General features: G+C 75.3%; 24 protein-coding genes. 12 read left to right on the top strand and 12 right to left on the bottom strand.

Annotated elements, in window-relative coordinates; genetic code table 11:
• The 3 genes from AB0C78_RS40265 to AB0C78_RS40255 all read right to left on the bottom strand — a co-directional run.
• Positions 1 to 261 (bottom strand): enoyl-CoA hydratase-related protein (locus tag AB0C78_RS40265; RefSeq protein WP_360758725.1); only part of this gene is annotated, 261 nt, incomplete at its 3' end.
• 62 nt (positions 262 to 323) lie between these two features.
• Positions 324 to 1,154, bottom strand: coding sequence for an acyl-CoA thioesterase domain-containing protein (locus tag AB0C78_RS40260; RefSeq protein WP_360758723.1), 831 nt, complete (start codon positions 1,152 to 1,154; stop codon positions 324 to 326).
• Positions 1,155 to 1,199: 45 nt separating this feature from the next.
• A complete protein-coding gene (locus tag AB0C78_RS40255; RefSeq protein ID WP_360758721.1) occupies positions 1,200 to 2,219 on the bottom strand; it encodes an enoyl-CoA hydratase/isomerase family protein in 1,020 nt (339 codons plus the stop codon).
• Between the two features lie 272 nt (positions 2,220 to 2,491).
• Here AB0C78_RS40255 and AB0C78_RS40250 point away from each other — a divergent pair, with 272 nt between their 5' ends.
• From AB0C78_RS40250 to AB0C78_RS40235, 4 genes are all read left to right on the top strand, one after another.
• The gene (locus AB0C78_RS40250; protein WP_360758719.1) at positions 2,492 to 3,124 is read left to right on the top strand and encodes a TetR/AcrR family transcriptional regulator; all 633 of its coding nucleotides are present in this window, start codon (positions 2,492 to 2,494) and stop codon (positions 3,122 to 3,124) included.
• 50 nt (positions 3,125 to 3,174) lie between these two features.
• The gene (locus AB0C78_RS40245; RefSeq protein ID WP_360758717.1) at positions 3,175 to 3,606 is read left to right on the top strand and encodes a hypothetical protein; all 432 of its coding nucleotides are present in this window, start codon (positions 3,175 to 3,177) and stop codon (positions 3,604 to 3,606) included.
• Positions 3,607 to 3,675: 69 nt separating this feature from the next.
• Entirely contained in the window at positions 3,676 to 4,824 is a 1,149-nt protein-coding gene (locus AB0C78_RS40240) for a sensor histidine kinase (RefSeq protein WP_360758715.1), read from the top strand.
• Entirely contained in the window at positions 4,821 to 5,429 is a 609-nt protein-coding gene (locus tag AB0C78_RS40235) for a response regulator transcription factor (RefSeq protein ID WP_360758713.1), read from the top strand. The genes AB0C78_RS40240 and AB0C78_RS40235 overlap by 4 nt, the downstream gene beginning before the upstream one ends.
• Positions 5,430 to 5,442: 13 nt before the next feature.
• Here AB0C78_RS40235 and AB0C78_RS40230 read toward each other — a convergent pair whose 3' ends face one another.
• Together AB0C78_RS40230 and AB0C78_RS40225 are read right to left on the bottom strand one after the other, a co-directional pair.
• Complete coding sequence (locus AB0C78_RS40230) at positions 5,443 to 6,306, bottom strand: NAD(+)/NADH kinase (RefSeq protein WP_151546174.1); 864 nt, start codon at positions 6,304 to 6,306, stop codon at positions 5,443 to 5,445.
• A gap of 29 nt (positions 6,307 to 6,335) precedes the next feature.
• A complete protein-coding gene (locus tag AB0C78_RS40225) occupies positions 6,336 to 7,094 on the bottom strand; it encodes a TetR/AcrR family transcriptional regulator (RefSeq protein ID WP_360758711.1) in 759 nt (252 codons plus the stop codon).
• Positions 7,095 to 7,264: 170 nt separating this feature from the next.
• Between AB0C78_RS40225 and AB0C78_RS40220 the strand changes: the two genes are divergently transcribed.
• The 3 genes from AB0C78_RS40220 (at position 7,265) to AB0C78_RS40210 (ending at position 10,557) form a co-directional block, all read left to right on the top strand.
• Positions 7,265 to 8,518 (top strand): hypothetical protein, encoded by a 1,254-nt coding sequence (locus tag AB0C78_RS40220; RefSeq protein ID WP_360758709.1) that lies wholly within the window; start codon positions 7,265 to 7,267, stop codon positions 8,516 to 8,518.
• Between the two features lie 214 nt (positions 8,519 to 8,732).
• Positions 8,733 to 9,707 carry a DUF692 domain-containing protein gene (locus AB0C78_RS40215; protein WP_360758707.1) on the top strand — a complete coding sequence of 325 codons (975 nt, stop codon included), beginning with the start codon at positions 8,733 to 8,735 and terminating at the stop codon, positions 9,705 to 9,707.
• Positions 9,700 to 10,557: a DNA-binding domain-containing protein gene (locus AB0C78_RS40210; protein ID WP_360758705.1), complete on the top strand. Its 858-nt coding sequence runs from the start codon at positions 9,700 to 9,702 to the stop codon at positions 10,555 to 10,557. Before AB0C78_RS40215 ends, AB0C78_RS40210 begins: the two co-directional genes overlap by 8 nt.
• A gap of 14 nt (positions 10,558 to 10,571) precedes the next feature.
• Here the strand turns inward: AB0C78_RS40210 and AB0C78_RS40205 are convergent, their stop codons facing one another.
• Both AB0C78_RS40205 and AB0C78_RS40200 read right to left on the bottom strand, forming a co-directional pair.
• A complete protein-coding gene (locus AB0C78_RS40205) occupies positions 10,572 to 11,315 on the bottom strand; it encodes a DUF4261 domain-containing protein (protein WP_151546171.1) in 744 nt (247 codons plus the stop codon).
• Positions 11,316 to 11,343: 28 nt separating this feature from the next.
• On the bottom strand, positions 11,344 to 12,240 hold the full coding sequence (locus AB0C78_RS40200; protein ID WP_360758703.1) for an MOSC N-terminal beta barrel domain-containing protein: 897 nt from the start codon (positions 12,238 to 12,240) through the stop codon (positions 11,344 to 11,346).
• Positions 12,241 to 12,431: 191 nt separating this feature from the next.
• Between AB0C78_RS40200 and AB0C78_RS40195 the strand changes: the two genes are divergently transcribed.
• From AB0C78_RS40195 to AB0C78_RS40180, 4 genes are all read left to right on the top strand, one after another.
• The gene (locus AB0C78_RS40195) at positions 12,432 to 13,067 is read left to right on the top strand and encodes a hypothetical protein (RefSeq protein ID WP_360758701.1); all 636 of its coding nucleotides are present in this window, start codon (positions 12,432 to 12,434) and stop codon (positions 13,065 to 13,067) included.
• A 151-nt stretch (positions 13,068 to 13,218) separates the two neighbouring features.
• Positions 13,219 to 14,877 (top strand): cytochrome b N-terminal domain-containing protein, encoded by a 1,659-nt coding sequence (locus AB0C78_RS40190; protein WP_360758699.1) that lies wholly within the window; start codon positions 13,219 to 13,221, stop codon positions 14,875 to 14,877.
• Between the two features lie 79 nt (positions 14,878 to 14,956).
• Positions 14,957 to 15,997, top strand: coding sequence for a sigma-70 family RNA polymerase sigma factor (locus AB0C78_RS40185; protein ID WP_360758697.1), 1,041 nt, complete (start codon positions 14,957 to 14,959; stop codon positions 15,995 to 15,997).
• A 37-nt stretch (positions 15,998 to 16,034) separates the two neighbouring features.
• Complete coding sequence (locus AB0C78_RS40180) at positions 16,035 to 17,507, top strand: MFS transporter (RefSeq protein WP_360758695.1); 1,473 nt, start codon at positions 16,035 to 16,037, stop codon at positions 17,505 to 17,507.
• Between the two features lie 4 nt (positions 17,508 to 17,511).
• Here the strand turns inward: AB0C78_RS40180 and AB0C78_RS40175 are convergent, their stop codons facing one another.
• Positions 17,512 to 18,075, bottom strand: coding sequence for a TetR/AcrR family transcriptional regulator (locus AB0C78_RS40175; protein ID WP_360758693.1), 564 nt, complete (start codon positions 18,073 to 18,075; stop codon positions 17,512 to 17,514).
• Positions 18,076 to 18,165: 90 nt separating this feature from the next.
• Here AB0C78_RS40175 and AB0C78_RS40170 point away from each other — a divergent pair, with 90 nt between their 5' ends.
• Complete coding sequence (locus tag AB0C78_RS40170; protein WP_360758692.1) at positions 18,166 to 18,552, top strand: hypothetical protein; 387 nt, start codon at positions 18,166 to 18,168, stop codon at positions 18,550 to 18,552.
• Positions 18,553 to 18,570: 18 nt separating this feature from the next.
• On the opposite strand, the gene AB0C78_RS40165 is transcribed toward AB0C78_RS40170, so the two are convergent.
• The 4 genes from AB0C78_RS40165 to AB0C78_RS40150 form a co-directional block, all read right to left on the bottom strand.
• On the bottom strand, positions 18,571 to 19,281 hold the full coding sequence (locus AB0C78_RS40165) for a Crp/Fnr family transcriptional regulator (protein ID WP_360758690.1): 711 nt from the start codon (positions 19,279 to 19,281) through the stop codon (positions 18,571 to 18,573).
• A 116-nt stretch (positions 19,282 to 19,397) separates the two neighbouring features.
• On the bottom strand, positions 19,398 to 20,309 hold the full coding sequence (locus AB0C78_RS40160; RefSeq protein WP_360758688.1) for a PfkB family carbohydrate kinase: 912 nt from the start codon (positions 20,307 to 20,309) through the stop codon (positions 19,398 to 19,400).
• The gene (locus tag AB0C78_RS40155; protein ID WP_360758686.1) at positions 20,306 to 21,004 is read right to left on the bottom strand and encodes a DUF427 domain-containing protein; all 699 of its coding nucleotides are present in this window, start codon (positions 21,002 to 21,004) and stop codon (positions 20,306 to 20,308) included. Before AB0C78_RS40155 ends, AB0C78_RS40160 begins: the two co-directional genes overlap by 4 nt.
• Positions 21,005 to 21,134: 130 nt before the next feature.
• A complete protein-coding gene (locus tag AB0C78_RS40150) occupies positions 21,135 to 22,439 on the bottom strand; it encodes an erythromycin esterase family protein (RefSeq protein ID WP_360758684.1) in 1,305 nt (434 codons plus the stop codon).
• Positions 22,440 to 22,661 lie beyond the last annotated feature (222 nt).

Genomic DNA, 22,661 nt, shown 5'->3' with positions numbered 1-22,661 from the left:
CGTGGCCAGCCCCCGCTGTACGGCGCCCGCGCCGTCCACGCCCGCCGGCTCGCCGTACCCGCCCAGGTCCAGGCCCGCGCAGAAGCCGCGGCCCGCGCCGGTCAGCACGACCACCCGGCACTCCGGGTCCGCGGCCGCCTCGGCCAGCGCGGCGTGCAGGCCCTCGATCATCCCGGCGGTCATCGCGTTCAGCCGCTCGGGCCGGTTCATCGCGACGCGGGTGACGCCCGGCCGCGGCCGGGTCACGACGATCTCGCTCAACGTTCCTCCTGCGGCGGCTGCGCCCCCGGTCCGACGGCCGGGGGGCGCTCAGCGTAGCCGCGTCAGGAGGAGGGACGATCGCGCGGGGTGCGGAACAGGCACTCCTGGGTGAGGCTCGCGACGAGCACGCCGTCGCGGCTGTGGATCGTTCCCGAGTACAGGCCGCGTCCCGAGGCGACGGTCAGCGGGACGAGGTCCATCAGCACCCAGTCGTCCATCCGGACGGGCCGGTGGAACCAGACCGAGTGGTCGAGGCTCGACCCGGACCGGGCCGTCCCGTCGTGCAGCGCCGTCAGCCCGGAGGAGATGTCGGACAGGTACGTCAGCACGCAGGCGTGCAGCAGGTCGTCGTCCGGCAGCGGTTCGAGGCAGCGCGACCAGAGCCGCGTCGGGAAGTCCGACGCCGGGTACGGCTGCGGCGGGACGCGGCTGTCCATCGAGAACAGCCGCGGCATCTCCGAGCCGGGCAATGTCTCGGGGCCGGGCGCGTCCGGGGCGGGGTGCACCTGGCGGTCCTCGTCCTCGGCGGGCTGCTGGAACGACACCGACATGTTGAAGATGACCTCGCCGCCCTGCAGGGCGACCACGCGCCGCGCGGAGAACGAGCGCCCGTCCCGGTCCCGGTCGACACGGAAGATCGTGGGCCGGGCGGCGTCGCCGCCGCGCAGGAAGTAGCCGTGCAGCGAGTGCGGCAGCCGCCCCTCCGGGACGGTGCCGCCCGCCGCGCGCAGCGCCTGCGCCGCGACCTGCCCGCCGTAGAGCGGGTACGGGTCGTCGAACACGAGGGTGCCGCGGTACAGGTCCCGGTCGAGCTCCTCCAGATCCAGGAGCTCCAGGACGGAGTGCCGCTCTTCCAGGCGCGATTCGGGTTGCTCGGAGATGGTGGGTCGCACGGTCGAGACGTTATCCGACGCCGCCCGGCGCCCATCCGGCCGCCCTCATGGCAGGACCGCGTCGACCAGCCCCCAGCCGAGCGCGGTGCGCGCGTCGAGCGGCTCCCCGCTCAGCGCCAGGTACAGGGTGCGCCACCGGCCGATCCGGCGCGGCAGCGACACCGTCCCGCCCGCGCCGGGGACCAGGCCCATCGCCACCTCGGGGAGCCGGAACGTCGCGTCCACCGCCGCGACGACGCGGCCCGCGAAGGCGGGCAGCTCCACACCGGCGCCGACGCAGGAGCCCTGCACGCGGACCTCGATGCGCGGCCCGAGCCGGTGGATCAGCCGGCCCGCGCCCGCGCGGGTCCGCACGAAGTGCGCGGTCGCCAGGTCGGGCGCGGTGCCGAACTCGTCCAGGTCGCCGCCGGAGCAGAACACCGGGCCCGCGCCGTCCAGGACGACGCGGGCGATCCCCTCGTCGAGCAGCGCGAGGCGGAGGCCGTCGACGAGCGCGTCCCGCAGCTGGCGGCCGTAGGCGTTGCGGCGCTGCGGCCGGTTCAGCGTGATCGACAGCACGTCGCCGTCCCGGGCCAGCAGCACCGGGTCCTTGACGTCGGACGGCAGCAGCCGCGGCCCGCGCGAGGCCAGCCACCGCGCGAACTCCGCCCCGCCGAGCAGCGTCGAGTACGCGTAGGACTCCACGTCCAGCGCCGCCGGGACGTCCATGCCGCCGGTGGTGCGCAGCACGTCCCGCAGCACCAGTGCCGCCTGCGGGTTGCGCTCCGCCGCGTCCCGCAGCGCCGCGGCCCGCTCCACCGGGTCGGCGACGGCGACGCTCTCCCGCCCGGCGTCCGCCGACCCGGTGAGCGTGATGTCGAGGGCCCGGACCAGCGCCGGGTCGCCGGAGCCGACACCGACGAGGACGCGGTCGCAGTCCCGGGCGCGGCGCGCGGCGCGCGCGGCCACCGCGGCGTCGGCGGGCGCGAGGTCCACGACGGCGAGGGGGCCGCGGACCGCGCCGTCCCCGTCGAGCGGCGGCGCGTCCGCCGCGCCGTCCGCGAGGTCCGCTATCGAGATGTGCACGCCGGTCCCTCTCGCCCGGGGACCCTCCGGCGGGACGGCGGATCCGCGCGATGATCTCTACCGGGACGCGAGTGTAGCGCCGCGCCGGTCCCCCGCGCGGCCCCGGCACCCACCGAGTCCGTGCAGGTGAGCGAGTTGAACAGGGCCGTCCGGCTACCCCGGCATGGCCTCGGTGGGGACGGACGTGCGGGCGGGCGCCGGGTTAGGGTGGAGGCTCCCGGGGCTCGGCGGGGCGCCCGGGACGTCCGGACGATGGCGTGCGGGGAGGGGCCGTGACGGCACCGGGTGAGGCCGCCGAGAGGGTCCGCATCATCGATGCCGCGTACCGCTGCCTGGCGGCGGCGAACGGCGTCCCGGTGACCGTCGGCGACGTGGTCGCGGCGGCGGGGCTGCCGGGCGAGGCGTTCGACCGGCACTTCGCGTCCAAGGACGCGCTGCTGCTGGCGATGTTCCGCCGCGACGGCGCGCTGCTGACGGCGGAGATGCGCTCGTGGGCGGCGTCCGCCGCGGGCCCGCCCGAGGCGCTGCGCGCGGTCGTCGACGGCATGCTCCGGATCACCGCCGACGACCGGCGGCGCCGCCGCGCGCTGGCGCTCGCCTCGGGCGAGGCGGCGCGCGCCCGCGGCTGCACCGAGGAGCGCGCCCGCGCGGTGGCCGAGCAGGAGGCGCTGATCGCCGAGATCCTCGCGGCGGGCCTCGCGGACGGGTCGCTGCCATGGGCCGACCCCGAGCCCGACGCGCGGTCGATCCGGGCCGCGCTCGGCCGGGCGTTCGAGCACCAGCTCGCCGGGACGGCGCGGGAGAGCGCGTCCGCGGCCGCCGCGCAGCTCACCGCGTTCCTGTTCCGGGCGCTCGGCGTCCGGACCGCGAACGGCCGGCCCATGACGAATGTCATGGGCGGCTGATGGGCGATCTCACTGCCGGTGACCTGGCCCTCGCGCGGACCATTTCCGGTATGGACGAGAACGAGAACGGCACCGCGCAGGACCTCCGCCACCCGCAGACCATGCGGGCCTTCCGCGAGATGAAGCTGCTCACCGGCGGCTACCTCGCGCTCAGCTGGCTCACGATGGGAGCCGTCTACCTGCTCCGCGACCACCACTCGATGGTGAACGGCAACGTCTGGGTGCGCGGCGGCATCGTCGCCCTCGCCTCCCTGGTGTCGTTCGCGCTCGCCCGCCGCGCGGCCCGCGGCTCCCGGGGCGCGTACCGGCGGCTGCGGATCCTCTCGGCGGTGATGGTCGTCGCCGTCGTCGTGATCGTCTCGCTGCCCGGGTTCCTCCCGCCGTGGATGCGGATCGAGCAGGCCGTCTGCGGGCTGCTGCTGCTCCGCGTCGTCGTCATCACCGCCGGCGGCCGGATGCGGGCGCTGTTCGCCGCCAAGTGACCACCGGCAGAGTGAGCACGGGCGAAGTGAGCGCGGACGAGGCGACGGGAGGCCGGTAACGTGCCGGGCATGCAGGACGCCGTGCAGGGGCCGCCGGGCGGCGGCCCGCCGCCGGGGCAGGGCGGCGCCGACCCGCAGCGGTGGGCGCGCGGCTGGCGCCGGGCGGCGCTGGCGGCGGGGATGCTGGTGTACCCGTCGGTGACGGCCCTCGGGGTGGCGCAGTACTCCTCGGGGGCCGCCGCCGCGGCCGGGTTCGCGATCGCCGGCGCGTTCGCCGTCGCCTACGTCCTCGCGGGCGTGGCCGTGGCGCGCCGGGACCGGACGCGGCTCTGGACGTTCTACGGCGTCATGGTCGTGCTGTTCGCCGCGGAGCTGCCGTTCGCGCGGAACCTGGCCTTCTACCTGTGGGCGGTCATCGCCGCCTTCACGGCCCTGATGGTGCGCCGGCGCATTGCGCTGATCGTGCTGGCCGGGGCGCTGCCCAGCCTCCTCGTCCCGTGGGCGGTGCGGCCGTGGCACACCGGCCCCGACCTGCTCACCGCACTGATGGTGGTGTTCACGACGCTGACCGTCTACGCGTACGCGGAGATGGCGAGCGCGAACGAGGCGCTGGTGGAGGCGCGCGCCGAGGTGGCCCGGCTGGCGTCGGAGGCCGAGCGCGCCCGGATCGCCCGCGACCTGCACGACCTGCTCGGCCACTCGCTGACCGTCATCACGGTCAAGAGCGGGCTGGCCCGGCGGCTCGCGGAGAGCGGCTCGCCCCGCTCGGCGGAGGAGATCACCGCGGTGGAGGAGCTGTCCCGGCAGGCGCTGACGGACGTGCGCGCCGCGGTGTCGGGGTACCGGCAGGTGTCCCTCGCGGGCGAGTTGGCCCGCGGCCGGGAGGTGCTGCGGGCGGCGGGCGTCGCCGCCGACCTGCCGACGGCGACGGAGATGGTCGACCCCGCCCACCAGGAGCTGTTCGGCTGGGTGGTGCGCGAGGGGCTGACGAACGTGGTGCGGCACGCGCACGCCTCCCGCTGCACGGTGACGCTGTCGCCGACCGGTGTGGAGATACTGGACGACGGGGTGGGCGCCCCCGCGTCCAGCGGGAACGGGCTCACCGGGCTGCGGGAGCGGGTCGCGGCGGCCGGCGGCGGCGTGGAGGCCGGGCCGGTCCGCCCGCACGGCTGGCGGCTGAAGGTGACGGTCGGAACGGCGGAAGGTGCGCGCGCATGACGATCCGGCTGCTGCTCGCCGACGACCAGGAGCTCATCCGCACGGCGCTGTCGACGCTGCTGGACCTGGAGGACGACTTCGAGGTCGTCGCCTCCGTCGGCCGCGGCGACGAGGTGGTCGGCGCGGTCCTGGAGCACCGCCCGGACGTGGCGCTGCTCGACATCGAGATGCCCGGCGTGGACGGGCTCGCCGCGGCGGCGGTGCTCGCCGAGAAGGCGCCGGACTGCCGGGTGGTGATCCTCACGACGTTCGGCCGCGCCGGCTACCTGCGCCGGGCGATGGGCGCGGGCGCCGTCGGGTTCGTGGTGAAGGACGCGCGGGCGGAGGCGCTCGCGGACGCCGTCCGCCGGGTGATGCGCGGGGAGCGCGTCGTCGACCCGGCGCTCGCGGCGGCGACGCTGGCGGCCGGGGACTCGCCGCTCACCCCCCGCGAGGTCGACGTGCTCAACGCGGCGCGCTCGGGCGCGACCGTCGCGGAGATCGCCGGGCGGCTGTACCTGTCGGAGGGGACCGTCCGCAACTACCTGTCGGCGGCGATCGCCAAGACCGGGACCCACAACCGGATGGAGGCGCTGCGCGTCGCCGACGAGCGCGGCTGGCTCTGACCCTCCGGGGGCGCTAGTCGGCTTCGGCGCTGCCGCTGACGCGCAGCTTGCGGCGGGCGCGCTCGTAGAAGGTCGTCCCGCCGAGCCGGACGACCCGGGCGGCGCCGCGGGCGGCGGTGACCCGCAGCCGGTCCCCCGCCTTGAGCTCGGCGGCGACCCCGCCGTCGACCTCCACGGCCAGCGTCCCCGACGTCGGCAGCAGCGTCAGGTCGACGTCCTCGTCCGCCGACAGCATGACGGCGCGGTTGAACGTCGAGTGCGCCGCCGCCGGCACCACCAGGAAGCCCTCGACGGCGGGCGAGACGATCGGCCCGCCGGCGGAGTAGCTGTAGGCGGTCGAGCCGGTCGACGTCGCCACGATCACCGCGTCGCCCGCGTACCGGACGAACGGGTGGCCCTGCACCGCCACCTCCACCGCCGCGAGGCCGTCGCCCGGCATCCGCACCAGCGCGATGTCGTTGAAGGCGGACACGACGCGCCCGCCGGGCAGCCGCATGCACACCGCCATCCGCGGCTCGACCTGGTAGCGGTGCTCGTCGATGCTGGTCAGCGCGTCCGCGAGGCCGTCCACGTCGATCTCGGCGAGGAACCCGAGGCGGCCGAGGTTGACGCCGAGCACCGGCGTCGCCGCCCCGGCCGCGAGCCGCATGCTGCGCAGCATCGTCCCGTCGCCGCCGAGGCTGACGAGCAGGTCCGCGCGCTCGGCGAGCGCGGCGGCCTCGACCGCCACGGCGCTGCAGTCGATCCGGCCGATCTCGTCGGGCAGCCCCAGCACCGCGCCGCCGCGCCGGCCCGCCCAGCCGACGATCGTGTCGACGGCGGCCTCCGAGTCGCGTTCGGGATGCAGGACGAGCCCCACCGTGTGCACCATGCCCATGGCAGCACCGTACGGCCCCGGAGGGCGGTTCAGCCGTCGTACGGGAGCGGCGCGGCGAGGATCCGCAGCAGGATCGCGGTGAGCGGGCCCTGCAGGCCGGGCAGGCGCGCCGCGTCACCGGCGCAGACGTGCGCGGTGATCAGCTCCGCGATCGCGCCGACGGCGGCGCGGTAGGCGGGCTCCTCGACGGGCGGCCATTCGGGGTGGCGTTTCGCGGCGTGCTCGCGCCAGAGCCGCAGCACGTCCGCGACCGCTCCGTAGGCCTTGTTGCGTCCCTTGAGCGCGCGTGGGCCGACGGCGGGGAGCTCGACGAGGATGCAGCGCGCGTACTCCGGCTCGCGCGCGCACAGCGTCAGGTACGAGCGCAGGCCCGCCTGCAGGACGGCCAGCGGCGACGGCTTCTCGCCGAGTCCCTTCGGCGCGTTCATCAGCTCCCGCAGGATCACCTTCTGGGCGTCGGCGAGCGCGGTGAGGAAGCAGTCCTCCAGGCCGGTGAAGTGGTCGTAGAACGCCTTGCGGGACACCCGGGCGCGCGCGACGACCATCGCGACGGTGGTGCCGGGGTAGCCGTGCTCGGCGACCGCGGAGATCACCGCGCCGAGCAGCCGCTCCCGCTGCGCCTTGCGGACGACCGGGGCGGGCAGGCTGCTGCGCCCGCGGGGCAGGCCGGGACGCGCCGGGTCGTAGACCTCGGCCAGCCGGAGGCCGCCGGGGCGCCGATCACCGGACCGCGGGCCGCCGGAGGAGGCGCCGTCATCGGGGGGCCGCTGTCGTTCGATGCAGCGCATTGTAGTGGGCGGCCGTCCACCGGCCTTGCCGCCGGGCGTGGCATTTCTATGGGCGGTTGCTAAGCGGTCCGAAGCGTTTCCGCATCACCCTCCGTATCCCGCGCCGGCGGCCCGGGTTCACCATGTCCGGGACCCACAGGTACGTATGCGTACTTCTGAGAGGAGTCCCCATGAGAGTCGGACAGGCGGGCGCCGCGACGGCCGGGCGCGGCCGGCTGCGGCGTTCCCTCGCCGCCTGCGCGGGCGCCGCCCTCGCGGTGCTCGCGTTCGTCCAGGCGCCGCCCGCGCACGCGCTCCCCGCCCAGGACGTGCCGCCCGTCGGGGTGGACACCGGCCGGTTCAAGCTGCCGATCGGCTGCACGATCAGCCTCGGCGGACTGCCGGTGTTCTACCTGCCGACGGACGTGGACGTGCAGGGCGTCGCGCCCGTCCAGCTCGGCCCGGGCCAGCAGTTCTACCTGTCCCAGGGATCGGGCAGCATCACGTTCCCGTCGTGGCTGACGTCGCTGGCGCCGATCCTCGGGATCAACCAGGCGGACGCGAAGATCACGGATCTGAGCATCGGGGCGAGCGACTCGACCCCGTCCAGCATCAACATCGCGGCGGGCAAGCCGTTCGAGATCGACGGCATCGCGATCCAGGCGGGCCAGCCGCTCAAGGTGGGGCTGCCGCTCACCGGAACGTTCGACGTCGGGCCGTACACGGCGCCGAACAGCGGCAAGGTCACGCTGGCGTTCGAGCACGCCTACGCCGAGGTGAACCTGAAGTCCTCGGCCGGGTTCAGCCTGCCGATCACCGCCGACTGCAAGCCGTCGGCGGGCAACGCGCTGCTGACGATCGCGGTCGGCGGCGCGGCCGGGCAGCCCCCGGCGAAGATCACCGGTGCGCCGCTGAACTTCCCCGAACCCGCATCGAACGAGCTGGTCGGCATCATCAACGCGCCGTACGCGTGCAAGGTCGGCGCCGACACCCTCGACGTCGGCATCGCGGTCGGCGCGCACATCCCGCTGGTGGCCAAGCGCGGCAGCGCGTTCTCCTTCACCGAGGCGAGCGGCGCGCTGGTGATCCCGGCGGGCACCGTGAACAAGCTGATCGACAAGGGCTACACGTCCGCGTCCGGCAAGGTCACGGCGCTGAACCTGACGGTCGAGGGCGGCACGCCCGCGACGCAGAACGTCATCCCGGCGAGCGGCATCGCGATCCCGAAGACGCCGCTGGTGCGCGACAAGCAGATCACCGTGCCGCTGCCGAGCGACGGCACGCTGACGGCCGGGCCGTTCACGCCGACGTCGTCGGCGAAGAGCACCGCCGTCTCGCTCGGCTCGGCCGCCGCCGACCTGTCGTTCGACGGCGGATCCACCGCCGCGGCGACCTGCGGCGCCCCCTCCCCCACGGTCTACCTGGTCGACAACCCGGTGACCTGACGGACCCGACGGGACCGATGGGACCGGCCGGCCGGGCGGCGATGGCGCCCCGCCGCCCGGCCGGCCCTCGCCGCCCCCTCCCGGCCTGCCGCGCCTCCCGATCACGGACGCGGCAGGCCGGCGGCGCTTCCGGGTGACAGAAACCTACCGTTCCCCTGTGCTCACTCCCTGTGATTATTTGTTCCGCGAGACGTCACCCTCGGTGGGAGGCCCCATGACTCATCAGGTCCCGCGCGCCGACCCGATCGGCGCGGACCGGACGCACCCGGCCGGCCCCGCACCGGCCGCCCGGACCGCGCGCGACGGCGGGACCCGGCTCGGGCTCGGCCTCGGCCTGCGCTCCGCGCACCTCCCGCACGTCCTCGCCGAATGGCCCGACGCCGGCTGGTTCGAGATCATCTCCGAGAACTTCCTGGACACCGCCGGCTACCCCCGGCACGCGCTCGACCGGATCGCCGAGCGCTACCCCGTCGTCATGCACGGCGTGTCCCTGTCGATCGGCGGCACCGACCCCCTGGACCTGCACTACCTCGGCCGGCTGCGGATGCTCGCCGAGGACATCGGCGCCCGCTGGATCTCCGACCACGTGGCCTGGACGGGCGTCGCGGGCGTGAACACCCACGAGCTGCTGCCCGTGCCGTTCACCGAGGAGGCGCTGCGGCACATCGCCCGGCGCGTCCGCGTCGTCCAGGACGTGCTCGAACAGCCGCTGGTGCTGGAGAACCCGAGCACCTACGCGCGGTTCGCGCACGCCACGATGCCGGAGTGGGAGTTCCTCGCCCGGCTGTGCGAGGAGTCCGGCTGCCGGCTGCTGCTGGACGTCAACAACGTGCACGTCTCGTCCGTCAACCACGGCTTCGACCCCGAGGAGTACATCCGGGCGCTCCCGCACGACCGGGTGCAGCAGATCCATCTGGCCGGGCACGCCGACATGGGCGACCACCTCCTCGACACCCACGACCGCCCGGTGGCCGAGCCGGTGTGGGCGCTGTACCGGCTCGCGACGTCGCTGACCGGCGCCGTCCCGACCCTGCTGGAGTGGGACGAGGACATCCCGCCGTTCCCCGTCCTGCTGGAGGAGCTGCGCAAGGCGCGGCTGCACGCCGGCACCGTCCCTGGAAGCACCGTCCCTGGAAGCACGGTCTCTGGTAGCACCGCCTCCGGGAGTGCCGCGGTGGCCGATGCGTGAGGCGCGCGCCGTGGACGCGCCGCCGTCGCTGCGGGCCGTCCAGCAGTGGTTCCAGGACGCGATCACCGCGCCGTCCGCCCGGCCGGAACGCGCCGCCGCGCTGCTCGCCGCCCCCGCCGATCCGGGCGCGGAGCGCCCCGCGGATCTGGGCGCGGAGCGGCGCGTGGAGCTGTACCGGCGCGGATGCCGGCGGCGGCTGCTGGAGGTGATGCGGCACCGGCACCCGGCGCTGCGCGCGCTGCTCGGCGCGGAGCTGTTCGACGCGTTCGCCGGCGAGTACCTCGACGCCCGCCCGCCCCGCTCGTACACGCTGGCGCGGCTGGACGACCGGCTCGCCGCGCACCTGGCCGCGCACCGCCCGGACCGGTACCTGCCCGCCGCGCGGCGCGAGTTCCGGATCGACCTGATGATCGACCTGGTGCGGTACGAGTGCCTGTTCGCCGAGGTCTACGACGGTCCCGGCACCGAGGACGAGCCGCCCGCCCCGTGGCCGGCGGAGCTGCCCGGCTCGACGACCGCGGCGGCCGCGCCAGGCCTGCGGGTGTTCCGCGCCTGCGCGGCCGTGCACGAGTACCACTCCGCCGTCCGCCGGGGCGCGCGGCCCGGACCGCCCGAGCCCGGGCCGGTCGACCTGGTCGTGTTCCGCCGCGACTTCCGGGTGGTGACCGTCCGCCCGCCCGGCGAGGCGTTCACGCTGCTCGCCGCGCTGCTGTCCGGTGAGCCGCTGGACGCGGCGGCGGCGCGGGCCGGTCTCGGCGAGGGCGCGGCCCGGCGGCATCTGCGCCGCTGGATCGCCCAGCGGTGGCTCACGGCCCGGGTCGGCCGGCCCGGGGCGGTCAGCCTGGGGTGATCAGCCTGGGGTGATCAGCCTGGCGTGAGCCGCCAGTAGCCGTGCGGGTTGTGGAAGAAGTCGTCCTCCGCGAACCGGTCGCACGGCCCGTGCCGCAGCACCCAGTGGTCCGCGCCGTCCTCCAGGGCGAACGTCTCGCCGTCGTGCAGCTCCCGCGTCCGCTGCTCCATCAGCAGGTAGAGCGCCAGCCCGTCGATCAGGTCGAGGACGTCGTCGGGGTGCGGGTCGCCGGGGTGGTCCAGCTCGACGTCCGGGGCGCCGAGCAGGTGCATGCCGCAGCTGAAGTACAGCGCGCCGGTCGTGATCGGCCGCTTGACGCACGCCTGGTACAGCGGGACGGCCGCCTCCTGACCGGCGTACGCCTTGTAGGCGAGGTCGAGCCACCGGTCGCGGCCGTGCGCGAGCCCGTTGCTCTCGTTCTTCACCGCGGTGGCGCCGGAGCGCAGCAGCTCGGCGGTCAGCGCGAGCGTGCGGCGCGCGACGGTGAACGCGACGCCGGGACGCGCCGCGGGCGACAGCAGGTAGGCGACGGTGTCGTGGTCGCGCACCGCCTCCCAGTCCCGGGCGGTGAAGGACGCGCCGGCGCCGCACGCCTCGAACGCGGCCGGCATCCGCGGGTCCGGCCCGGGCCCGGAGTACTCCCAGTCGAGCTCGAAGCCCTCCTTCTCGGCGATCGCCTCGATCTCGCCGAGGTCCAGCCCGGTGCCGAGAACGCAGAGGACGTGCCGGGAGCCCACCGACGTCTGCTCATCAATCATCAGGCGGCAGGCTACGCGAAGATCGTGGTCACGGCAGAAGTTCGACCCGATCGCCGGGCCGCAGCACGCCCGGCTCCTCGACCGCCGCGTAGACGCCGGCGTCGTGCGCCGCCTCCCGGTGCACGGCGCGCAGCAGCTCCCGGTCGCGCGGCAGCCCGCCCGCCGGGTGGCTGATCATCACGCAGCGCGGCGTCGGGACGGTGACGCGCAGCACCGCCGTGCCCGCGCGCAGCCTTCGCCCCGCCCACGCCAGCTCGGGATACGGCCCGGAATCGTCGCCGGGGACGGCGATCAGCAGGTTCGGACGGAACCGGCGCGCGGCGGCGGGGCCGCCGCCGTTCAGGCCGCCGAGCGTCCGCAGCGTCACGTCCGTGATCAGGTGGAGGGGGAACGCGTCGAAGTAGGTGCCGGGGATCGTCTGGTGGGTGGTGACGGCCTCGGGCAGCCGCGACAGGTCCGGGACGTCCGCCGCGTCGGCGACGTCGAAGAACTCGCGCAGGTAGCGGTCCCAGTCGCCGTCCTCGGGCGGGAGGCGGCGGTAGTGCGCGTCCTCGCCGGCGGGCAGCCGCGGCCAGAGCGTGACCGCGCGGCCGAACGCGGTGCTCAGCCGCTCGTGGACGTCCGGGTCCGCCGAGGTCACCGGGGCGTGGCCGGGGACGGTGATCTCCACGGGCGGTCCCGGTTCCGCGGGGGTGGGCGGGCGCGTGTACCGGGCCTCCGCGTCCAGCAGGGCGGGCAGCGTCCGGGCGTCGGCGATCACGCCGCGGCGCTCGTCGCGCAGCGCCCACGCGCGGTCGCCGAGGACGCCGCCGTCCGCGGTCAGCGCGGCCTCGGCGAGCGGCTCGGGCGCCATGCTCTTGACGGGGTGGCGCCACACCCCGGCGATCGTCGCGGTGCGTGCGGTGACGCCTGGGCCGGCGGTCATGGAGCGGCTCCCGGGGGTGTGGCCGCATCAGCGGGGCGCGGCGGGGAAGGGTGATTACATGGACTTATAACACCCGTCCGGACGAGCGCGATGTGGGGCAGGTCACACCGGACCGGCGCCGGATCGCGTCACGTTCGGCGGCACTGATCCATCTTCTCTGTGACGGGTCGCACGGAGGGTTTGGAGGGGGCATGGGCGCCATACCGGAGAGCAGCACGCCGCGGCGGTTCAACCTGACCATGCTGAACGCCGCGTATGACGCGTTCCGGCGGGACATGGCCCGGATGTCGGCCGCCGCCGCGGACGCCGCGCCGGAACCGGGGCGGGTCGCCCGCGGATGGGCGATGTTCCGCCGGCACTGGCTGGCCCAGCAGGCCGCCGAGCAGCGCGCCCTGTGGGCGGTGATGCGCGGCCGGGAGCGTCCCGCCGTGTTCGAGGCGCTGGAGCTGCGCGCGTTCCGGGTCGTCCCGCTGCTGGACGGGGTCGACGCGGCGCTGGAGCACGGCGACCGGCGCGCCCTCCGCCAGTACGCGCGGGCGCTGCCGGCGGCGGTGAACGACCTCCTGGACTTCAAGGAGGCGGAGATGCTGCCGCTGATCCACCGCGCGCTGACCCCGTTCGAGTGGGGCACCTTCGACGTCGAGATGCGCCGCGAGCTGGGCATGCGGGGGCTGGCCTCGTTCGTGCCGTGGCTGCTGGACGGGGCGCCCGACGCGACGGCCCGGGCGGTGATGCGGCTGCTGCCGCCGCCGTTCCGGGTGCTGTACCGGGCGCGCTGGCTGCCGCGCTACCGGCGCCGCGAGAGGTGGGCGGCGCCCGCCGTCTGAGCGCGCCGCCGTCTGAGCGCCCGCCGTCTGAGTTCCCGCCGCCTGAGAACGCCGCTGTGTGACGGGCGGCACATCGCGCGATGTCACGTTTCGCCGGGCTGGATCGGTCTTATGCGCAGAACCGGTCCAGACCGACGAAAGGACGGCGTCGATGGCGGACACGATGCCGAGCACCGGAACGGGCGCGGCGCGGGGCGTGGACGCCGCCGCGCACGCCCTCGACGAGCGGCTCGGCACCACCGGCTTCGCGCGCAAGGCACTGCGCAAGGCGTTCCCCGACCAGTGGAGCTTCCTCGTCGGGGAGATCGCGATGTACTCGTTCGTGATCCTGCTGCTCACCGGGGTGTACCTCACCCTGTTCTTCAAGCCCAGCATGAACGAGGTCGTCTACAACGGCTCCTACACCCAGCTCAAGGGCGTCCGGATGAGCGAGGCGTACGCCTCCACCCTGAAGATCAGCTTCGAGGTGCGCGGCGGGCTGCTGGTCCGGCAGATCCACCACTGGGCGACGCTGATCTTCATGGGCGCGATCCTCGTCCACCTGCTGCGCAACTTCTTCAGCGGCGCGTTCCGCAAGCCGCGGGAGCTGAACTGGCTGATCGGCATCACCATGTTCATCCTGGTCATGCTGAACGGGCTGTTCGGCTACTCGCTGCCGGACGACCTGCTGTCCGGCACCGGCATCCGCATCCTGGAGGGCGTCACCGAGTCGGTCCCGCTGGTCGGGTCGTACCTGGTGATGTTCCTGTTCGGGGGCGAGTTCCCCGGCACCGACATCATCCCGCGGCTGTACGTCGTGCACGTGCTGCTGATCCCGGGGATCCTCGCGGCGCTGATCCCGCTGCACGCGGTGGTGCTGACGTGGCGGCAGACCCACACCCAGTTCCCCGGCAAGGGCAGCACCAACACGACCGTGCGCGGCTACCCGTTCTTCCCGGTGTTCGTCGCGAAGACCACGTCGCTGTTCCTGTGGGTGATCGGGGTGACGGTGCTGCTCGCGGCGTTCGTGCAGATCAACCCGATCTGGCTGTTCGGGCCGTACGACCCCGGCGCGATCAGCGCGAGCTCGCAGCCGGACTGGTACATGGGCTGGCTGGAGGGCGCGCTGCGGATCATGCCCGCGTGGGAGGTGAGCGCGTGGGGCCACACGGTGACGCTGAGCGTGCTCGTGCCGGCGCTGGTGGTGCCGGGGCTGCTGTTCACCGGCCTCGCCGCCTACCCGTTCCTGGAACGGTGGGTCACCGGCGACCGGCAGATCCACCACCTGCTCGACCGGCCCCGCGACGTCCCGGCGCGCACCGGGATCGGCATGGGCGGCGTCGTGTTCTACGGGGCGCTGTGGGCGGCCGGCGGCAACGACGTCATCGCCGACCGGTTCGACGTCCCGCTGTTCTGGACGACGTGGTTCTTCCGCTTCGCGGTCGTCCTCGGCCCGGTGCTGGCCTACATCGTCACCTACCGGATCTGCGTCGGCCTGCAGCACCGCGACCTCGCGCTCGTCGAGCACGGACTGGAGACCGGCGTCATCCGGCGGTCGCCGGAGGGCCGGTACAGCGAGGTCGAGCGGCGCCTGCCGGCCGAGCGGACGGCCGCGATCACCGATCCGCGGCCGGCCCCGGCGGTCCCGCTGGACGTCCCGCCCGAGGCCGGCGGGGTCGAGAGCCCGCGGGCCCGGAGCCGGACGGCGCGGATCCGCGCGGCCCTCAACCGGCGGTTCCGCGCCGATCTGGCCGTCGTCCCGGAGACCCCGCCGGACGCGCCCGCGCTGGAGGAGGGCGCCGCTACGGAGACCGCGCCGGCGTCCCGCTGAAAGTCGCCGGCCGCAGGCCGGTCCCTTTTCCGCCCCGCACGGGTCCGTACAGGTGTGAGAGCGGTGGAGGGAAGTGCCGATGGCCGATGACGGGGAGTTCGTGCGGCTGACCGGTCCGTACCGGTCCGAGCTGCTGGTGCACTGCTACCGGATGCTCGGGTCCCTGGACGAGGCGGAGGACCTCGTCCAGGAGGTGTACCTGCGGGCGTGGCGGTCGTTCGACCGGTTCGAGGGCCGGGCGTCGCTGCGCACCTGGCTGCACCGGATCGCGACGAACGTGTGCCTGACCGGGCTCGGCGCCCGGCGCCGACGGCCGCTGCCGTCGGGGCTCGGCGCCCCGGCCTCCGATCCGGAGGGCCCGGTCGGGCCGGCGCGGCCGGAGATCGAGTGGCTGCAGCCGCTGCCGGGAGCGTGGGCGGACGCGGCGGGCCGCGGCGACCCGGCGGCGGTCGTCGCGTCCCGCGCGGGGGTCCGGCTGGCACTGATCGCGGCCCTGCAGCACCTGCCGGCGCGGCAGCGGGCGGTGCTGATCCTGCGGGACGTGCTGGGCTGGCGGGCGGCCGAGGTCGCCGAGACGCTCGGCACGTCCACGGTGGCGGTGAAGAGCATGCTGCAGCGGGCGCGCGAGCAGATCGAACGGCTCGCGCCGGAGGAGGACGGCGTCGCCGAGCCGGACGACCCGGGCGTCCGCGCGCTGCTCGACCAGTACGCGGCGGCGTTCGAGAACGCCGACGCGGCGGCGCTCGCGGACCTGCTGACGCGGGACGCGACGCTGGAGATGCCGCCGTTCGAGGCGTGGTTCGCCGGGCGCGGCCACGTCGCGCGGTTCGCCGCCGCGCACATCTTCGACGCGCCCGGCGATCTGCGCCTGGTCCCCGCCTCGGCGAACGGCCGGCCGGCCTCGGCCGCGTACCTGCGCGGCTCGGACGGCGCGTACCGCGCGCACTGCCTCCAGGTGCTCACGGTCACCGGCGGCGGCATCTCGGGGGTGGTGGCGTTCCTCGATCCGGCCCTGTTCCCCCGGTTCGGGCTGCCGCCCGAGCTGTCGTCCGAGCGGCTGTCCGCGCTCGCGTCCGGCGGAGCGGTTCCTTTCGGGCCGGCGGCGGTCAGTACCCGGTGAGCGATCCGCTCCGAGGGAAGGGACCGGGATGCCGGAGATGACGAGCAAGACCGCGACCGGCCGGGAGGCGTCCGAGGGGGACGCCGTCCCGGCGGCGCGACGGGGCTGGACGCTGGTGCTGGCGGGGCTGGGGGCGTTCCTGTGCTCCCTGGACGTGGTGGTGGTCGCGACGGCGCTGCCGGTGCTGCGCACGCACCTGGGCGCGAGCCTGTCCGACCTGGAATGGACGATCAACGCCTACAACCTGGCGTTCGCCTGCCTGATGCTGACGGGTTCGGCGCTCGGCGACCGGTTCGGCCGCCGCCGGATCTACGTGACGGGCCTGGCGGTGTTCACCGCGGCGTCCGCCGCGTGCGCGCTGGCGGGCGGCGCGGGCGCGCTCGTCGCCGCCCGGGTGGTCGAGGGCGCCGGGGCGGCGCTGCTGCTGCCGCTGACGCTCACGCTGATCAGCGACGTGTTCCCGGTGGAGAAGCGCGGCGCCGCCATCGGGCTGTGGGGCGGGATCACCGGCCTCGGGGTGGCCGGCGGGCCGGTGCTGGGGGGCGCGATCACCGAGGGGCTCGCCTGGCAGTGGATCTTCTGGATCAACGTGCCGGTCGGGCTGGTGATGATCCCGCTCTCGGCGACGCTGCTGCGGGAGAGCCGCGGGCCGCGCCCGCACCTGGACGTACCGGGCCAGCTCCTCGCGGGGCTCGGCATGTTCGCGCTGACGTGGGCGCCGGTGCGGGCGCCGTCGGCCGGCTGGGACTCGCCGGAGGTGGCGGGCGCGCTGGCGGCGGGGGCCGTGCTCGTGGCGGCGTTCCTGCTGTGGGAGCGCCGGGCCGCGCATCCGATGCTGCCGCTGGCGTACTTCCGGCTGCGCGGCTTCGCGTCCGCGAACGCGGTGATCTTCCTGCTGGCGGTGTCGCTGCTCGGCGCGCTGTTCATGATGACCCAGCTGTTCCAGACCGGGCTCGGCCACTCCCCGCTGCAGACGGGGCTGCGGCTGCTGGTGTGGACGGGCATGCCGATGGTCGCCGCGCCGCTCGCGGGCGCGCTCGCCGACCGGATCGGGCCGCGCCCGCTGATGGCGGGCGGGATGCTGCTGCAGGCGGCCGGGCTCGGCTGGCTGGCGGCCGTGACGGCGCCGGACGTGGCGTACGGGACGCTCGTCGCGCCGCTGGTGGTCGCGGGCGCCGGCACCGGCATGGTCTTCGCGACGACGGCCGGCGCGGCGACGGCGGCGGTGCCGGCGGGCGACGCGGGCGTGGCGGCGGGCACCAACACGGCGCTGCGCGAGCTCGGCGCCGTGTTCGGCATCGCGATCCTCGCCGCGGTGTTCGCGCACAACGGCGGCTACGCGACGCCGGCGTCGTTCGTCGACGGGTTCAAGCCGGCCCTGTGGGTCGCGTCGGCGGTGGCCGCCGCCGGGGTCGTCGCGGCGCTGTTCGTCCCCGCGAAGGGCGATGCCGTCCCGGCGGCGGTCCCGCGGGCAGTCCCGCCGGCGGAGGACGCGCGGCGCGGCGCCTGACCGTTCAGGCGGGCTTCTCGAACAGCAGGCGGATGACGGGCTCGGCGGCGGCCACGGGGTCGTCGCCGAGCTCGGCGGGCAGGGCGCCGCGGAGCCAGAGCTCGGCGAAGCCGTGCACGATCGACCAGGCGGCGATCGGGGCGGTGAGGTCGCCGCGCGGGCGGCCCGGGGCGACGCTCCGGGCGCCGCGCACGAGGACGCCGTCGGCGCGCGCGCGGGCGGCGGCGACCTCGGGGTCGTCGGCGCGGTACAGCTCGGGCCGGAACATGACCTCGAAGTGCGCGCGGTGGCCGACGGCGAAGCGGATGTAGGCGAGCCCGACGTCGTGGAAGTCGTCGCCGGCGGCCTCGAGCGCGTCGGCGAACAGGGCGTACCCCTCGGCGGCGACGGCGGTGAGCAGCCCGGCCTTGTCGCCGAAGTGGTGGGCGGGGGCGGCGTGCGAGACGCCCGCGCGGCGGGCCAGCTCGCGCAGGCTCCAGGTGGCCGGTCCGGATTCGGCGATCGCGTCCACGGCGGCCGCCATGACGGCCCGCCGCAGATCGCCGTGGTGGTAGGCGTCGTCGCTCATGCCGCCGATCCTATCTTGTCATTGACAAGTTCGCGGCGCGGGGGCAATCTAGTCAACGACAAGATGATGTCCGAGCGAAGGACCCGTGCCATGCCGACCCTGCCCTGGATCCCCGTCCATGCCCCCGGCGCCGACGCCGAGGTCACCGTCATGGCGTCCCGGCTCGAGGTGCGCTCGCTGCGCCACGTGCCGGGCTTCCTCCTCACCTCGATGTCCCTGCTGCGCCAGGCCCGCCGGTCCGACGGCGCGCACGGGGTCGCCCTGAAGGCCCAGCTGCTGAAGCGGACGTTCTGGACGCTGTCCGCCTGGCGCGACGAGCAGGCGATCCGGGCCTACGCCGCCGCCGAGCCGCACCGGTCCTCAATGCGGGCCAAGCGCGCGGTGATGCGCGGCTCCACGTTCGTCTTCTGGCAGGCGAAGGCCGCCGACCTGCCCATCGGCTGGGAGGAGGCGCGGCGGCGCATCGCGGAGCACTGACCCGCGCCGCCCAGGCCGCTAGCCGGGCGGCTCCTCGTCCGCGAACGCGCGCAGGCCCGGCAGGTCGACGACGGTGATCCTGCGCCAGCCGGTGCGGATCAGCCCCGCGGCCCGCAGGCCCGTCATCGCCCGCGCGACCGTCTCGCGGGAGGCGTCCATCCAGCTGCCGAGCTCCTCCTGGGACAGCGGCGGCCCGATCGCGATCGACCCGTCCGGCGCGGGCGCGACGTGCTGCGCCGACCGCTCGGCGAGGTCCGCCAGCAGCCGCGCGAGCCGCTGGGTGCCCCGGCTGGCGACGTGCGCGCGCAGCCGCCGGTCGGAGTCGTCGATGCGCTGCACGAACGTGCCGGTGACGAGCATCCACACGTCCGGGTGCGCGTCCAGGAACCCGGTGAACCGGCCCGCCGGGACGACCAGCGCGCGCACCGGGGACAGCGCCGTCACCGTCGCCGAGCGGGTGCGGCCGCCGAGCACCGCGCTCTCCGCGAGCAGGTCGCCGGGCCCGCGCACGGCCAGCACCACGTCGTGGCCGTCCTCGGTGGTCGAGGTGACCTTCGCCCAGCCCCGCTCGATGATGATCACGTGGTCGGACTCGTCGCCCTGGTAGACCAGCGGCGCCTTGACCGGGAACTGGCGCGGCCGTGCGGCGGCGCGCAGCGCGGTCCGCTGCGCGGAGTCGAGCGCGGCCCAGAACCCGGGCCGGGGAACGGACGGGGACGAGGGGGGCAAGGCCGTCCTCCTTACCGGTCGCCGGGAACCTTGACATGCCCGCTGTCACCTGCCCGGTAAACCGGTGTCCGGCAAACCGGCCCCGCGCGCCCCCGTCACAGGCCCGCGCGCGCCCGTCACAGGCCCGCGCGCGCCCCCACGCCCTCGAAGCTCAGGGCCGGACGGCCGCCGGGACGTCCGACGGTCGCACCGGCCGCCGCCGCCGAGAACCGGGCGGCGCGCTCCGGCGGCTCCCCGCGGGCGAGCGCGGCGATCAGCGCGGCGGTGAGCGCGTCCCCCGCGCCCGTCGTGTCGGTGACGGGCGTGTCGTCCAGCGGCACGACGGCCCCGCCGCCCTCCCAGACGAAGACGTTCGCGTCCTCCACGGCCAGCGCGACCAGCGACGGGCCGCGCCGGACGAGGTCCGCGCCGAGCCGCGCGGCCTCCTCCGCCGAGCCGATCGGGGCGCCGGCCAGCATCGCGGCCTCGCGCGCGTCGGCACGGACGAGGAACGCGGCGGCGAGCAGGTCGTCGCGGTCGTCCTCGGACGGCGCCCCGTCCAGCACGATCCGGTTGCCCCGCGCGAGCTCGACGGCCGCCCGCACCGCCCCCGGCGGCTGCTGCAGCTGGACGGCCGTCCACGGCGCGGCCCGCAGCAGCGGACCGGCCGCCGCGACGTCGGCCTCGGTGAGCAGGACGGGAGGCGGCGTGTCCTCCAGGTAGCGCCATCGGCCCGCGCCGTCGACGATGTCGACGATCAGGCCCGTCCCGGCGCCGGCGCGGCGCACCACGCGGGACACGTCGACGCCGTCACGGCGCGCCTGGCCGAGCACGTCGCGGCCCGCGTCGTCGTCGCCGACGACGCCCACCAGCGCCGGCCGCATGCCGAGCTGCGCCAGCGCGACCGCCTGGTTCGCGCCCTTGCCGCCGAGCATCTCCCGGCGGCGCCGCACGTCCGCCGAGCCGCCGGGGCCCGGCGCCTCGTCGACGACGAGCACCAGGTCGCGGACGATCTGCCCGGCGACCGCGACGTCCGGCGGCGCGCTCACGTGCCGGGCGGCGGCTCGGACTCGACGGTCACCGCCTCGTGGTCGAAGCTGAGGTAGCCGCCGATCTTCGCCGCGTCGGTGAGCGGCTCCTCGTAGGACCAGGCCGCGTTCTCGGCCCCGTCCAGCGACCAGTACGTCGCCTGGCCCTTGTAGGGGCAGACCGTGCGCTTGTCGCTGCGGGTCAGCAGCTCGCGGCGCACGTCCGCGGCCGGGATGTAGAACCGGTTGGGCAGGCCCGTCTCCGACAGCAGCATCGGATGCTCGCTCTCCGCGACGACCTCCCCGCCCAGCAGCACCCGGACGTGCCGGGACGTGGCGCGCGCGTCGACCCGGTGGAACGGGTCGCGCAGGTGCCCGTGCACCTCCTCGTCCTCGTCGTACCAGGCGTCCATCGGCTTCCAGTAGAAGGCCATGTAGCCGCGCAGCCAGGACGATTCGGGCAGCGGCTCCGGGTAGCCCCACACCGCGTTCTCCGCGGCGCGGCCGCCGGCGCGGATCGTCCAGTACGCGGCGTCTCCCTTGAACGGGCAGTGCGTGCTGTGGCCGGTCCGCTCCAGCAGGTCCGTCCGGACGTCCTCCTCGGGGACGTACAGGACGGGCAGCAGCCCCGTCTCGTGCAGCAGCTTCCCCCGCTCGGTGTCGAAGACCACCTCCCCGCCGAAGCGGGCGTGCACCCGGCGCGGGAAGTCGTGCATGGCGGTGCTTCGGCCCCTCGATGCGGAAGTTGACGTCGTCGCCGGGCGATCCGGCGAGCGGCCCGGGGCCCATGGTCAGCGTCATGCCCGTCTCCCTGCGTCGGCCCTGCTCATGCGCCTGCGGCGCTCCTCACACGCCCGTCGGCATGGTCTCCAGCTCGCCGCGCCGCGCCGCCTCCAGGTGCAGCGGGGCGAGCGCGGAGGTGATCCGGAACCAGCACAGGGCGTCGTACCGGTCGGCGAGCCGCGTCGGGACGTACTGGCGCGGGTCGCGGTCCGGATCGTAGACGACGCCGATCGCGCGGTGCCCGAGCGTCCCGGTGAGGAAGCGGGGCATGTCGCGTTCGGGCGGCACCACGAACAGGCCGCGGTGCAGCTCCGACCGCGCGAGCACCTCCTCCAGCGACCCGTGCGCCGGCGGCGGGACGGTCATGACCTCCATCGGGTCGCCCCAGCTCGGCGCGGCGACCACCTCGCCGGGGCCGCCCGCGAACCCGACGAGGACGACGCGGTCCCGGCCGCGCCGCTCGCGCGCGAGCTGCCCGAGGTTCACCATGCCCGCGTCCGCCATGTCGGTGGCGCGGGCGTCGCCGACGTGGGTGTTGTGCGCCCACACGACGCCCTTGCCGGTCTGGCCGCCGTGGGTGTGGAAGTCCGTCAGCCGGTCGAGGGTGTCCGCCATGTGCACGTCGCGGACGTTCCACGACTCCGGCCCGCCGCCGATCATGGTGCGGTAGTAGCGCTCGGCGCCCGCCGCGATCTCGGCGTTCTGCCGGACGTCCAGCTCCTCGTCGGGGTCGCGGGAGTCGCCGTGCGAGACCGGGCGGCGCAGCCGGGTGAGCAGCGCCATGATCTCCTCGGTGCACCCGTCCGGGACCAGCGCGGTGTTCCACCCGTAGGACCGGGGGTCCTCGCCGTGCGGCTCGAAGCAGCGGTAGGCCTCCAGTGCCGTCTGCAGGTACTCGGGACGGTGCTCGGCCAGGTGGTCGACCACGGCCCGCAGCGACTCCCACAGGCTGTAGACGTCCAGCCCGTAGAAGCTGGCGCGCTCGTCGGGCGGCAGGCCGGCGTTGTGCTCGCGCAGCCACCGGCAGAACCGGACGGTCTCGTCGTTGGCCCACATCCAGGTGGGCCAGCGTTCGAAGGCGTTCAGGGCGGTGCGCGGGTCCTCCGCGCCGCCGGGCGCCAGCGTGACCGACCGCCCGACGCGGCGGCAGTCCGGCCAGTCGCCCTCGACGGCCACGAAGGAGAAGCCGCGCTCGGCGATCAGCCGGCGGGTGATCGCGGCCCGCCAGGCGTAGTACTCGTGGGTGCCGTGGCTGGCCTCGCCGATCAGCACGCAGGACGCGTCGCCGATCCGGTCCAGCAGCGGGTCCAGGTCCTCTTCGTACTCCAGCGGCAGCGCGGCCCCGAGCACGTCGTCCGCGTCGCTCATCGTGTCCCCCTCCCCCGGGGTTCTCCCGCGACGAAATCGACATTTCACTCAAATCGCTCGCTTCTGTCGCCGTTCCCCGGATCCCCGGATCGATGCACGCCGCCGGCCCGATTCGGGCAGCCGCCTCGCCCCGGCACCGCTCGGCGGCCCGCCGGCCAGGCCGTCCACCGGGTTCGGTTTCGTCCCCGCGGGTCCGGTAGAGGGCGAACGGTACACAGACGT

Origin of the sequence: Actinomadura sp. NPDC048394 (genome assembly GCF_040651755.1) — a bacterium.
GTDB lineage: Bacteria > Actinomycetota > Actinomycetes > Streptosporangiales > Streptosporangiaceae > Spirillospora > Spirillospora montaniterrae.
This window is presented reverse-complemented; position numbering and strand designations above follow the sequence as displayed.

Bases quoted from the DNA above. Each gene is read 5' to 3' on its own strand.
- AB0C78_RS40195 (WP_360758701.1), top strand. From the start codon at position 12,432: ATGGGCGCCATACCGGAGAGCAGCACGCCGCGGCGGTTCAACCTGACC.
- AB0C78_RS40205 (WP_151546171.1), bottom strand. From the start codon at position 11,315: ATGATTGATGAGCAGACGTCGGTGGGCTCCCGGCACGTCCTCTGCGTT.
- AB0C78_RS40170 (WP_360758692.1), top strand. From the start codon at position 18,166: ATGCCGACCCTGCCCTGGATCCCCGTCCATGCCCCCGGCGCCGACGCC.
- AB0C78_RS40185 (WP_360758697.1), top strand. From the start codon at position 14,957: ATGGCCGATGACGGGGAGTTCGTGCGGCTGACCGGTCCGTACCGGTCC.
- AB0C78_RS40150 (WP_360758684.1), bottom strand. From the start codon at position 22,439: ATGAGCGACGCGGACGACGTGCTCGGGGCCGCGCTGCCGCTGGAGTAC.
- AB0C78_RS40175 (WP_360758693.1), bottom strand. From the start codon at position 18,075: ATGAGCGACGACGCCTACCACCACGGCGATCTGCGGCGGGCCGTCATG.
- AB0C78_RS40200 (WP_360758703.1), bottom strand. From the start codon at position 12,240: ATGACCGCCGGCCCAGGCGTCACCGCACGCACCGCGACGATCGCCGGG.
- AB0C78_RS40235 (WP_360758713.1), top strand. From the start codon at position 4,821: ATGACGATCCGGCTGCTGCTCGCCGACGACCAGGAGCTCATCCGCACG.
- AB0C78_RS40180 (WP_360758695.1), top strand. From the start codon at position 16,035: ATGACGAGCAAGACCGCGACCGGCCGGGAGGCGTCCGAGGGGGACGCC.
- AB0C78_RS40225 (WP_360758711.1), bottom strand. From the start codon at position 7,094: ATGCGCTGCATCGAACGACAGCGGCCCCCCGATGACGGCGCCTCCTCC.
- AB0C78_RS40190 (WP_360758699.1), top strand. From the start codon at position 13,219: ATGGCGGACACGATGCCGAGCACCGGAACGGGCGCGGCGCGGGGCGTG.
- AB0C78_RS40240 (WP_360758715.1), top strand. From the start codon at position 3,676: ATGCAGGACGCCGTGCAGGGGCCGCCGGGCGGCGGCCCGCCGCCGGGG.
- AB0C78_RS40245 (WP_360758717.1), top strand. From the start codon at position 3,175: ATGGACGAGAACGAGAACGGCACCGCGCAGGACCTCCGCCACCCGCAG.
- AB0C78_RS40215 (WP_360758707.1), top strand. From the start codon at position 8,733: ATGACTCATCAGGTCCCGCGCGCCGACCCGATCGGCGCGGACCGGACG.
- AB0C78_RS40210 (WP_360758705.1), top strand. From the start codon at position 9,700: ATGCGTGAGGCGCGCGCCGTGGACGCGCCGCCGTCGCTGCGGGCCGTC.
- AB0C78_RS40220 (WP_360758709.1), top strand. From the start codon at position 7,265: ATGAGAGTCGGACAGGCGGGCGCCGCGACGGCCGGGCGCGGCCGGCTG.
- AB0C78_RS40155 (WP_360758686.1), bottom strand. From the start codon at position 21,004: ATGCACGACTTCCCGCGCCGGGTGCACGCCCGCTTCGGCGGGGAGGTG.
- AB0C78_RS40230 (WP_151546174.1), bottom strand. From the start codon at position 6,306: ATGGGCATGGTGCACACGGTGGGGCTCGTCCTGCATCCCGAACGCGAC.